The sequence below is a fragment of the Algoriphagus sp. 4150 genome, from assembly GCF_031457395.1.
GTDB lineage: Bacteria > Bacteroidota > Bacteroidia > Cytophagales > Cyclobacteriaceae > Algoriphagus.
The window spans coordinates 1-12,568 of record NZ_JAVDWS010000043.1; the positions used below are offsets into that span (position 1 = coordinate 1).

The window sequence follows — 12,568 nt, forward strand, 5'->3', positions numbered from 1 at the left end:
CGGGCGATATTAATCTTCCACGTTACAGCACCCCCACCGATCTTGCCTATGTGATCTATACCTCGGGCACAACCGGCCGGCCGAAGGGAGTGATGGTGGAGCACAGGAGTGTGGTTAATTTAATTTTCTTACAAGAGCGGGCATTGGAAATCACGCCTGCTTCTAGAGTATTACAGTACGCTTCCTATGTTTTTGATGCTTCGGTGTGGGAGATATTCAGTACGTTGTCATTGGGGGCGTCGTTGTCTATTCTTCCAGGCAAGGCAAGACAGGATACTGAATTGATAAGAGATCATCTGGAACATTATGGCACGACGATAGCAACACTTCCACCTTCTCTGTTGAGTGCTATGCTGATAGGGGAATATTCTTCAATGAAGACGTTGGTAGTGGCAGGAGAATCTTGTTCGCTGGATCTGATGCGACAGTGGGGTGAAGGAAGAAAGCTGATCAATGCTTATGGTCCGACAGAGAATACAGTGTGTGCGTCGATGCATGAGTATGAACAGGGAGACATTCCTTCCAATATCGGCAGAGGGCTTTCCAATGTTAAGCTATACATTCTGGATCAGCATGGGGTTCCTGTTCCGGTTGGAGTAACCGGGGAGTTATACATAGGGGGGGCGGGCGTTGCGCGGGGCTACCTGAACAATGACGAGTTGACGGCCGAACGTTTTGTTCCCAACGGTTTTGCCACGGACACAGACAGGCTGAAGGGTTATACCCGATTGTATAAGACGGGGGATCTAGTTCGGTGGCTCGATGACGGGAACATAGAGTATATCGGCAGGAACGATGACCAGGTTAAGATCCGCGGGTACCGGATTGAGTTGGCGGAGATCGAGCATGCGATGAACCGGATTGGGGGGATCAAACAGAGCTGTGTTGTGGTGAAGGAGAAGCAGACGGCTGGAGGAGCGAACAAATACCTGATTGGTTATTATGTAAAGGATCTAAATTATATTACGGGAAGAGATTTAGCTATTTTAGATAGCTGGGAAGATTTATACGATACAGAATACAAAAAAGAGATTGATAAAATAGATTTAGAATCTGATTTTACTGGTTGGAACAGCTATATCTCTGGCAAATCCATACCGCTAACAGAAATGGAATTATGGAGAAAAGAAATTCTATCTATTGTAAAAAACCTGAAGCCAACAAATATTCTGGAAATTGGTGTTGGATCCGGATTGCTAATGTATCCGTTATTACAGGAAGTTGAGAAATATACAGGTTTGGATATCTCCAGACGCGTTATTGAGAGGCACAAGGCATATGTCAGAAATTGGAAAAAAGACATTGAACTCTACCATCTCAGGGCTGAACAACTGGATCAACTTCCTGATGGTGAGTTGTATGATACCATTATCATTAATTCTGTCTGTCAATATTTTCCAAGTATTCATTATTTGGATGATCTCCTTGTTCAGGCCATGAAAAAATTATCAGGTGAAGGATGTATTTTTTTAGGGGATGTTCGGAACTACGATTTACATAAAGAATTAATTAAGGATAGGCTAACTTATATAGGGAAAGATTATACAAATAATGATATTAACAGGATATCGAAAATGGAGAATGAATTATTGATTAGTCCTAGTTATTTTGTCCGTCTGGAAAATAAATACAGAAACGTAGCCGTAAATGTTTATCACAGGTCAGGAAATTATTCCAATGAATTGAGTAAATACCGATTTGATGTCGTGATCCGTAAGGTATTGGACTCGGACTTGGCAGGTGAAGAAATGATTAAATCCATTAATATCGATCAGATCGACACGATTTCTTATAACAATGTACCTTTTCTTAATCAATTGAGTAGCGAAGATATTTTCGGACATTTATCAAAAAAACTCCCAGAATTCATGCTTCCAAAGGTCTGGATTGAAATAGATTTTTTTCCCTCAACAATCAATGGTAAAATAAACATTCATTCCCTTCCTGACCCGGATTTTAGCTCTAATGAAGAAAATTACATACGCCCCAAATCAGATAAAGAAATTGTGGTCTGTAAGGTTTGGCAGGATGTTCTAGGGGTATCATGTGTTGGAATTTCTGACGATTTTTTTCAAATAGGGGGTAGCTCCATTTTGGCTATACAAGTATCTCATCAGATGACTAAGGTTTTGGGGTATAGTATCACGGTAGCTGATATATTCATGTTTTCAACGATTCAAAAGCTACTTGACAATCACAGTGAAAAAAATGTAGTATATAATGAAGGAGAGTTGTGATAATTCTGTTAATTAGTTTATTTCGGTTGCAAACTATTTTTAATAACCCTGAACAACTCTTTCCCCTCATGATTGAGAAAAAAATGATTTCCGTTAAAAAAGTAAATTGAACAAGTTTTATTGGTATGATTTCTCCATCCATAGACCTGTTCGGCAGAAATTTCTTCATCCTTTCCTAAAAGAATTGAAATTTCACATTCAAAGGGACTCAATTTTCTTGTTTCAAACGAAGTGGACGCAAGTTTAAAGTCATTTCGAAGTATTGGAATAAAAAGTTCTAATAAATCAGGGTGTTCAAAAAATTCTTCAGGCGTTCCCCCAAGTTTTAAGATTTTCTTTTTGAATTGAACTTCATCTAGCAGATGATATTTTTTATCTTTCTTTTCCTTAACGTCAGGGGCTCCTTTTCCTGAAAAGAAGAGATGTTTTGGCTGACGGACATTCAACTCTTTTATTTTCAAAGCCAACTCATAAGCAATCGTTGATCCCATGCTATGCCCAAAAAAAGCATAATCATGTTCTTTTATTTCTTCGATAATGATTTGAAATAGATCTTCGACGGCTTCTTCTAGAGAGTCATATGGTGTATCATTAAATCTTTTGCCGTGCCCGGCCAATTCAACTGGCTTCACTTCAATTCGAAGGTTTGAAAATTGTCTCCAATTTTCATAAATTATAGCCGCTCCACCTGCATAAGGGAAACAGAATAGTTTTATCTTGTTCATTAATGATCAAAAGTTAATGATTCTTAGAGATTAATTGAGGAATTGTCGACAAATATAGGAAAATTTCAAATTTTCAAAGACGACCAAAGTGGTTTAATGCCTAAAGATTATTGTTGCTTACCTTTTAAGTTCAAGAACCGTAATTAAAAATAAACGCAAGTCAGTTAAATATGAGTGTAAATGGTCAAACGTGTTTCATTATAGGTGAGGGTATTTTGCCTATTTTATGTGGTGATATTTTAATCAGCAAGAACTATAAGGTTTTAGGTATTCGGTCGACGGACCAAAGGATAGAAACATGGGCACGGGAGAATAATATAAGGTTTATCAATCAATTAGAAGAATTACTCAGTATTCTTAGGGAACAGCCGTTTGATTTTTTGTTCAGCATAAGCAATCTTACGCTACTTAGTAAAGAAGTATATGATTCTCCTCGTAAATATGCGATTAATTATCATAATGGTCCTTTGCCTAGATACGCAGGATTGAATGTTACTTCATGGGCCTTGATCAATAAAGAACCATGTTATGGTATCACATGGCACTGCATTAACGGTATCATTGACGGTGGCGATATTTTAAAACAAAGCACCCTATCGATTGATGAGGATGAAACTGTTTTTTCTCTTGATATTAAATGTTTTGAAAGTGCAGTTAATGAATTCAATGCATTGACAGATGAACTGTTAAATGGAACAGAAGTACTCACCGCTCAGAATTTGTCCCAAAGAACATATTTCTCAAAGTATAAAAGACTACCGTCCCTCGCTATTATTACTGGAGATGAAGATGCTCTGGACATCTATGCCATTATTCGAGCACTGACATTTGAAAATTATCAGAATGTGTTAGGAATGCCCAAGATTTTACTTGGAAGCAATTACTATGTTATACTGAAGGTTGAGGTATCGTTTACTGGGACTAATGAAGAGAGGGGTGTAATTACCGAAGTTGGTCCCAATGGTATTCGGATAAAATGCTTGCGGAATGAAATATTCATAACCAGCGTATCTACGATTGAAGGAAAAGTAGTTCCAATAGTTGATGTGATTGCGTTGAATGGCTTAGTCCCTGGAAGTAAATTGGAAAAATTGAAATCCACCACTCTTTCAAAGATAACAGAAATCGACAAAATTATCTGTATGCAGGAATGTTATTGGGTAAATAAGCTCTCTCGGTTGGAAACAGTGAGTTTTCCGTATCCATATCTCAACTCTTCACTTGTGGGATCACAAACTATTTCAATTTTGGTAGAAGATATTAGGCAAACGAGTTTGTTCCCTGAGACTTACGATTCAACCATTTTTACAATGGCAGCACTAGTCTCTTTCCTTAGCAGAATTTCTGGGAATACTTCATTCGATATTGGTTTTTCAGATAGCAATATTAGAGATTTCAATTTATCTAATCCCTTTAATATATTTTCGGAATTTGTTCCATTACATGTGGAATTCGATATTGGTTATAATATTCATCAGGTGGTTGAAATGCTTATTGGCGAAGTGAATGTTATTCGAAAAGCCAAAACATTCTCAAATGACATATTTCTACGGTATCCGGAATTATCTAAATTAAAATCGCATGCCTCTGAGGGAAGCCTATTTCCGATAAATATTGTAATTGCTGATAATTTAGTTGGTTATCGGTCCAAATTACCATCATCGGTAAATATTACATTCACATTGTCGGAAATCGACCATCGCCTCTGCTGTATTTACGACAATACCATTCATTCGGAAGAAACAATCAAGCGTATGTCATCACAATTTAGGTACTATCTATCAAACCTCATCGCAAATGCGAGGTCACCAATTACTTCGATGTCACTAGTGCCTGAATATGAAAAGTATCAGCTTCTTTTTGAATGGAACGATACAGAAAAACCCTATCCCAATGATAAAACAATTAATCAATTATTTGAACAGCAGGTAAATGAATTTCCAGACAAAATTGCTATTCAATTTAATGAGGAACAATTGACATTTCGTGATTTAAATGAGCGAAGTAATCAGCTAGCCCGGAAGATTAGACGACATTATCATACATTGTTGGGGATAGATTTGCTTCCCGATAAGATTGTTGGAATGTGTTTAAATAATTGTGTGGAACTAGTAGTCGGAATGTTGGCTATATTGAAATCTGGGGCAGCATATGTAGCAATCGACCCAAGTTACCCAAAGCAAAGAATCAACTACATTTTGTCAGATACGCAGGCGTTGATCATCCTAACACATCATCAACTGGATGAAACGCATGATTTTGGAGTTAGACCAGATCGCATTCTTCACATTGACATTACAGAAGATTTTTATAGGAATGAGGATTCTACAGATTTGTCTCCCTTCAGTGTTGGAAGTAATTTGGCATACGTAATCTATACTTCTGGGACAAGTGGAAATCCGAAAGGAATTATGGTCAATCACTATAGTGTGAATAATGAAATTTTGTCACAGCTGGAATTGATCCCACTAACTTCATCCATGAGCAGCTTATTGACATCCAATATCGTTTTTGACGCTGCTGCAGAATGCATATATATGTCTTTATTCAGTGGCGGATGTCTTCATTTACTTAGTAAAGAGCATGTGTTGGACCCAAATTACATCGACTCTTATGTTAGAGATTTTAAAATCAATGTATTAAATACAACGCCTAGTTATCTCAATACTTTGCAGATTGATCTCTATGCCGACTATATAATATTCATTATCGTAGGTGGGGAACCTTTTCAAAAAATATCATCGAAAGCTAGTATTTATAATACATATGGCCCGACTGAGACAACCATTGTAGCCACAGCAACGAAAGTAGGGAATGATAATGAAACAAATATTGGCAAACCAATTAATAATACAAAGGTGTACGTATTGGATAAGTTTGAGAATCTTTTACCCATTGGCGTTGTTGGAGAACTGCACATTTCTGGTGCGGGGGTGGCGCAAGGTTACCTTAATAATGATTCCCTTACCGCTTTAAAATTTGTCAACAATCCATTTTCAGACCAATATGTTTCCCAAGGACATCAAAGGTTATACAAAACTGGTGATTTGGTGAGATGGAGAGCTGATGGTAATCTTGAGTATGTTGGAAGAAATGACAATCAGATTAAAATTCATGGGTACCGAGTTGAGTTAGGTGAAATTGAACATGCAATAAGAATGATTCCGGGAATCAAGGGTTCCTGCGTGTTGGTGAAAGAAAAAAATAAAAAACAACCCTCATCAAAATATCTGGTGGGATATTATACATTAATGGATGCTAACAAACCTGTAGACTCCAAGGATATCTTGAAGCAAATTTCAGATATAATGCCAAGTTACATGATTCCCTCTACATTGGTTCTAATGGACTCATTTCCTTTGACGGTCAATGGGAAAGTGAATGTGTCTGAATTTCCAATGCCTGATTTTTTCTATCCTTCAACGTTAAATTTTCTTCAAGCTACGACCGATCTGGAAGCAACATTGTGCCGGATTTGGCAACAGGTACTAGTGGTAGATCGGGTAGGAATTACTGATGACTTTTTTAAAATCGGAGGAAACTCAATCCTATTAATGAAGGTTGTAGCTCAAATTAATGCGACCTTGGCAATAAAATTAGGAGTTAGAAGCCTTTTATTGAATACAACTATTCAATCCATTGCACAATTAATCCGCCAGACGCAGGATCGTAACAAAGAGTAATAATGATGGCTCAGAGGATTTAGATGAAGATATTCTACAATCAAAAATAGGTGTTGTCTATCAAAAGGCATCTTGGGAAATTCCTTTGTAAAGGACAGTTAGGGTTTATAATTAATCCTTTCCGTATGTCGACTGCCACACCGTACAGGAAGATCCGGTGTGAAGGTCCTAACATAAACATTTTACCACTTGGTCAGTTGCCAGATCAATGAAAGGTCATGGATTCCACGGATGGTTACCCCTTTGGGCAACGCCACTTCCAGACCACCAGACTTGGGGCAGTTACTTCAGTGAATCCGGAAAGTCGAGTTTGTGAATTACCGTTGATCTTTCGGTACCCATAAGAAAATGCGGGAAGCTTGATCTATTGCTGTTTGCAGAATTCAAGTTGGGTAAGGCCACTGGATTTGAAGGAAGCTACTTTCACTTCCATTTCATGTTGATTTGCTTTTCTCATAGGTTTGTTTTTGATGCAAACCTATTTGAGGATCTGGATTAATAAAATGTGGACTTGCTTGGGTAGATACAGGTCTTCTCATCGATCTCAACTGGTCAAAAGCCACCTGTGATTATTCCTCCTGCCCATGCCTCTCTGGATACTTAAACGCAGTATTCTGATTGCTATAATAAAACCACAGCGCATGAGTATCGCGGTTTTAGCTGTCTTCTCTAGATCAATGACAGCAGGTTCCAAATGTTAAGCATGGTGTTCTTAGCATGATACCCAATTGGGCTGAATGGCCTTTACTTTAACGTGCGAGGATATAATCTTGGGAAGTCGACACTAGATGAATGGCTTGTATTGCATGGTTTCAAGATGCCTCCATTCACACTCGGGTGCATGGGCATATACTTTGTTTAACTCACCGGTTTGATCATCTACCAATTTATCCAGCCGGTAGCTCATACAGATATCAATCTCAGCTTTTTCAGGGTCTGTTTCAATAGATTGGACTTCCCAACCCCCTCTAGATTAAGCAGTGTTGTGAAAAAAAATCTTCGTAAATATCTTTTTACTCAATGTTAATCATTCCATTAAATTCGTGGTAGAAACGTTTTGTTAATAAAATGGAAAGGAAACTTAGCAAATCCATGGCAAACAAGAAGAATATGTGATAGCTTATAGCTCGTTTTCTTAATGCTAACAGTGATTAAGTCTTTAGAGATCTTATTTTGCCCTGATCGCCAGCTAGTCTTTCTGCGATCATATTAGCTTTGGTCTGACATGTAAAGTATAATGTAATTCAATTCTCTAGGGTATTTTATTCTCCAGAGCTTCCAGTATCACGTGGTAGATGATTTTATAGTTTACCATGTTTCCAATTTCTTCGTCAGGAATAGAAATCTGAAATTCTTCTTCAAGAGCAATTATAAGATTCAACTGTCGTATGGAATCCCAATTTTGTATTGTATCAATGGAACTATATTCATAGATTTCACTATGTGATATTTCAAAAACTACAGACATAATGTGTTTTATTTTCTTACTTGTTTCTTGCTTTAGCATGTTGGTTTATAAGTTATTGAGAGTCCAGTATGGATATGAAATTAAGATTGTTATATCTATAACTGCTTATGTTCAAAGAGTAGGTTGTAGATTTTTCAGAGGATGTCAGTTTAGTAAATTGATTTCTATCATAAAAATCGGTTACCATGCCATTTTTTTCAGTTTTAATATAAGTTCCTATGATGCGTTGATAGCCGTTCGCTCTGCAGAACTTTATAACATAGTCCAGTAATGCAACTTCAATTTTTCTTCCGAGGACTCTGCAACTTAAAAGGAAAGAATCAATTTCTGAAGTGTTTAGTAAAGGCCATTCACGAAGGATAACAACTCCAGAGATTCCCATTGGCCCGAAGCAGTCGGTGACGTCCATGGATAAAATAGTTACGATAGGTTCATTGATCAGATTGTTGACTTCGGTCTCAGAGTAGCGATGAGTTGTTAGGTTAAATTGATTTGTTTTTTGCATTAACTGGGAGATCCGTGGGATATGGAGGTCATAGTTTTTTGAGATAATCAGTTGTGTTTGTAATGTTTTAAGATATGAATCAATGTTGGTGAAAGATGTCGCTACGACTCGCCGAGTAGCCTGATCTTTATAAGTTTTTGTTCTGTTGAGATCTTCCTTGTTTGGATGAAGGTTGAAATAACGTTGGGCTGTTTCTATAATCATTGCAGGATACTGACAAATATCATTGGGTACTTTCAAAGCAAGTACTTCAGGAAGATTGGCTTTGACCAATTCTATTTCAAATTCGGAATCATCTACAAAAACAATTGAATCTAACCCAATGTTTAGTTCCTGTGAAATTGCTCTCAAGTTTTCGTCTTTTGTATTCCAGTTTACTTTCATAATGACAATTTCATCTTTGCCAATAACAACATCCTGATGCCTCGAAAAAATATGTTCAATATCTTGAGAATTGTTTTTGCTGCACAAACCGATTAAGACGCCTTTCCTACTCAACGATACTGCTATTTTTTGGACAAGATGGAAGTGAACACCTATAGCATCATGAGCTGACATCGTGATGTTGTCACCTTCCTCTCCGGCAACCCCTTTCCATAATGTATTATCGCAATCAAAAATTAAGGCCTTTTTCAGTTTTCCGGTGTGACGTAAGAGTATATTTTCAATGCCCGAGACATAGTGCTTAAGGAATTCTATTGAATATAGTGATTTATAGAGTTTGAATTTTTGAAAATCGTATGTTTTGGCCGAACCTAGAAAATTTGAAATTCGATTAATATCAATTAGCTGGACGTTAGGTGTTTTCTTTTGCTCAAGGTATTGATTTAGGATAGTAACGATTTTGTTGATCGTTCTGATTGCAATGTTTGAGCCAGTAAACGGATAAGATGAAAATACATTTATTAACACATTTTTTTTACGCAGATTTTTCAAAATCAGGTCAATATCAATTTTGCAATTTTCTATGACCTGATTTGTCTCTTTCCTAGACATGAGTTCAGCTATCAAATGAAAATTTTCACTGATATTTATGAGTTCATAAAAAACAATAACGAGATCCGATTTTTGAATATTGAAAGTGTCTTGGACGATATTCTGATAGTTTCCAAATTTGATGATTGGATTGTATGAGAAGGAACGTAGATAAAATTCCAATATTTCTTTGATTGGATCTAGAGTAATGTTACATAAGATAGTTATTGTAAAATCTCTTTCTTTCTTAGATTTTGATAGCTCTGTATTATTTTTGAGAATATCTAAATAGCTTAATTCTCGCAGTTTATATGCTAAATTGGCCTCCATTAACTCGAATATTTTGCCCAGTTAAATAATTTGATTTGTCTGAAGCCAGAAAACTTATGACTCCTGCGACGTCTTGTGTCGTTGCTAATTTTCTTAATGGAGTTTGCGATGCAGAAATGAGTTTATCTTTTTCGGAAATATCCGATGTCAGTTCTGTGTCAGTAAGCCCTGGAGATACAATGTTGACTCGTACACCGCTAGGCCCCAGTTCAAACGATAATGCTTTGGTAAAACCTATTAATGCGGATTTTGCTGTAATATAATGTAGCCAATCTCCATTCACTTTGTCTGTTGCCAATGTTCCAAGGTTTATAATTTTCCCAGGTCGTCCTGCCTTCAAAAGGTCGAGGAATATTTTTACAATTTCGAAAATCGGCTTTATGTTAAATGTAATCTGCTCCTCCATACTCCGCCACTCTAGATTAGGAAACGATATTCTTGGAATTTTTATAGATGAACAGTTAACCAGTACATCTAAGGTCATAGCGTTTCTTTGAAAATTGTTATATAGACTATTGACCTCTTCGCTTACCGTAATATCGGCTTGTATGATTGTTGCTTTGCCCCCCGTGCTGTTGATGAAATCCTTTAACTCAGATGCCAATACTTTGTTGGAAAAATAATGTATAAAAATAGAAAATCCTTCTGTAGCCAGCTGTTTGCAAACTGCGCTTCCAATGCCTCCGGTTCCACCCAACACCAGAGCTGTCTTTTGTGATGGCACTTCTTCGGCATCTATTGTTTTTTCCTGCTGTTCTAGTACTTTAACTTTAGAAAGCCCCTTTGTGACTAGCTGCTTATGTTGATTTTTTATTTCAATGGTAAGTTCTATGATTTTTTCCCTGTCGATTTTCTTTGTTACTGTAGCGATAATTGTGATTGTATCATTCACATGTACGGGTAAAATAAACTCCAGAGTTTGAGAACACCACAAGGCTCCATCACCAGGTAATTTTGTTCCGATAAGCGTGGAAATGAATGATGCACTCAACATGCCATGAACTACGGGCTTTTTTAATTGAGTTTTGGTTGCAAAATTTTTGTCAACATGCAATTTATTGTCATCGCCAGTTAGATTAATAAATTTTTCTATATCACGGTCTGTGACAGTATGCGCAAGGGTCTCTCTATCACCAATGTTTATTTCTGTGTATTTTTTCATTATGATTTTTTACAGAATAGTCCTACTAAATTTGTGATTTTATTTTTCAAAGCCGTTTTCTCAGAGACATCTTCACTATAATAGTGACAAGAGTCGACTACATTCAGGCCGGACGATTTGACTAATGTTTTGATTTCATCTATTGTTTTAAAAAGATATACATGGTCTAGGGCAGGGGAATTGGTAGGTGTGGTAATCCATATTAGCCCGTTAGAGCTCAGCATTTCAGCCAATTTGAACAGAATTTTTCTCGGGTCGTCAAGATGCTCGAGAACTTCACCTAAGACTATCAGATCATAATTCTTTAATGGCTGATAATCAAATATATTTGATCTATAATAATTGATTTTCCCAATGTCTTCGCCCAGTACCTTTCTAGTTTTTTTTAATGAAGTTTCACTGATGTCAACAATATCAATTTTTTGATAGTCAGGAAATTCCTTTTTAATGATAAATGAGAAAAACCCATGACCTGGACCTACATCTAGTATGGTGGTATTAGCATGGCCAACAAATTGAATCTTTATTTTCTTTTTAAAATAATCAAACATCATGAAATGATGTTTCCATAATATCTGAGATACCAGTAGTGCATTCATGTAATAGCTCATCACGTCCGGTTTGGAATAGACATTTTCTTCTGCAAATGCTTCATTTGCACAGCGATATTTTCCGTACCTGTAAAAGTAAAGACTTTCCTTTCTCATATCCTTTATCATTTTAAGGTAATCATTAATGATTTCTGCCGACGTCAGGGATTCGTATTTAAAATAACACCAAATTAACTCGACCAATTCAAAATATTGATTTGGAAAGGTCTCAGTCAAAAAAGATATGTTTTCTAATATTTTTTTGGAGTGCAGGCGGTCTTTTTTTTCTATCTCGCTGGCTAAATCAGATAGAAAAGAGCTGCTCATATGACTCGCTTTCTTGGATATAAACTGTGCTGACATTCTTTCCATTTTGATGAGTCCTGAGGCAATCAGGGGAATTGATTTTAATTTAAATACTTGCCGATAAAAACAATAGCTTTAAGTTAGCAATAGTTTAAGGAAATAATAATGGAGTTTAATCTTTTTCTTCTATAAACGCTCTTATGTTGTTTTTTGAGGTAGCTAACACTGTTAATTATGCCAGAATTTTAAAAAAACCGTTGCGCTAGTTTAAATTAAGTAAAAACAAATCTCACAAGAACTTGGATATTAGTAAATTAACGTGAGTTCGGGATATTTTTTTTTAAAAAAAACAATAGGAAAAACGAGGTTTTTTTTCAATTTAAATTATTAGAAATCAGTGTTTTAACAGCTAAATCATCCTCTATGCTTAAGGATAAAATTACCGAATTTTTCGTTTTCATTGACGATTTCTGCATCGATTTTGAATTGGAAATACAAAAACACCTCCTCGAATCATCAACTAATAAATCAAGAAAAGGGCCGCCTCCCTTGCTGATTCCGAGATCATGAGTATTCTGGTTATGTTC

General features: G+C 36.5%; 8 protein-coding genes. 2 read left to right on the forward strand and 6 right to left on the reverse strand.

The window, feature by feature from the left end:
• Positions 1-2,237, forward strand: a 2,237-nt coding sequence (locus J2X69_RS24180) for an amino acid adenylation domain-containing protein (RefSeq protein WP_310109279.1), incomplete at its 5' end; no start/stop codon positions are given.
• Positions 2,238-2,254: 17 nt separating this feature from the next.
• Here J2X69_RS24180 and J2X69_RS24185 read toward each other — a convergent pair.
• On the reverse strand, positions 2,255-2,962 hold the full coding sequence (locus tag J2X69_RS24185) for a thioesterase domain-containing protein (protein WP_310109280.1): 708 nt from the start codon (positions 2,960-2,962) through the stop codon (positions 2,255-2,257).
• 170 nt (positions 2,963-3,132) lie between these two features.
• On the opposite strand from J2X69_RS24185, the gene J2X69_RS24190 reads away from it, so the two are divergent.
• Complete coding sequence (locus J2X69_RS24190; RefSeq protein WP_310109283.1) at positions 3,133-6,645, forward strand: amino acid adenylation domain-containing protein; 3,513 nt, start codon at positions 3,133-3,135, stop codon at positions 6,643-6,645.
• Between the two features lie 1,252 nt (positions 6,646-7,897).
• Here the strand turns inward: J2X69_RS24190 and J2X69_RS24195 are convergent.
• From J2X69_RS24195 to J2X69_RS24215, 5 genes are all read right to left on the reverse strand, one after another.
• Entirely contained in the window at positions 7,898-8,113 is a 216-nt protein-coding gene (locus J2X69_RS24195) for a hypothetical protein (RefSeq protein WP_310109286.1), read from the reverse strand.
• A gap of 52 nt (positions 8,114-8,165) precedes the next feature.
• Positions 8,166-9,923: an HAD-IIIC family phosphatase gene (locus J2X69_RS24200; protein ID WP_310109289.1), complete on the reverse strand. Its 1,758-nt coding sequence runs from the start codon at positions 9,921-9,923 to the stop codon at positions 8,166-8,168.
• Positions 9,901-11,085, reverse strand: coding sequence for an SDR family oxidoreductase (locus J2X69_RS24205; RefSeq protein WP_310109291.1), 1,185 nt, complete (start codon positions 11,083-11,085; stop codon positions 9,901-9,903). The genes J2X69_RS24200 and J2X69_RS24205 overlap by 23 nt, the downstream gene beginning before the upstream one ends.
• Positions 11,085-11,792, reverse strand: a complete 708-nt coding sequence (locus J2X69_RS24210) for a class I SAM-dependent methyltransferase (protein WP_310109294.1) — start codon at positions 11,790-11,792, stop codon at positions 11,085-11,087. Before J2X69_RS24210 ends, J2X69_RS24205 begins: the two co-directional genes overlap by 1 nt.
• A 563-nt stretch (positions 11,793-12,355) precedes the next feature.
• Positions 12,356-12,568, reverse strand: a 213-nt coding sequence (locus tag J2X69_RS24215; RefSeq protein WP_310109298.1) for a hypothetical protein, incomplete at its 5' end; no start/stop codon positions are given.

Bases quoted from the DNA above. Each gene is read 5' to 3' on its own strand.
- J2X69_RS24205 (WP_310109291.1), bottom strand. From the start codon at position 11,085: ATGAAAAAATACACAGAAATAAACATTGGTGATAGAGAGACCCTTGCG.
- J2X69_RS24190 (WP_310109283.1), top strand. From the start codon at position 3,133: ATGAGTGTAAATGGTCAAACGTGTTTCATTATAGGTGAGGGTATTTTG.
- J2X69_RS24185 (WP_310109280.1), bottom strand. From the start codon at position 2,962: ATGAACAAGATAAAACTATTCTGTTTCCCTTATGCAGGTGGAGCGGCT.
- J2X69_RS24210 (WP_310109294.1), bottom strand. From the start codon at position 11,792: ATGAGAAAGGAAAGTCTTTACTTTTACAGGTACGGAAAATATCGCTGT.
- J2X69_RS24195 (WP_310109286.1), bottom strand. From the start codon at position 8,113: ATGTCTGTAGTTTTTGAAATATCACATAGTGAAATCTATGAATATAGT.
- J2X69_RS24200 (WP_310109289.1), bottom strand. From the start codon at position 9,923: ATGGAGGCCAATTTAGCATATAAACTGCGAGAATTAAGCTATTTAGAT.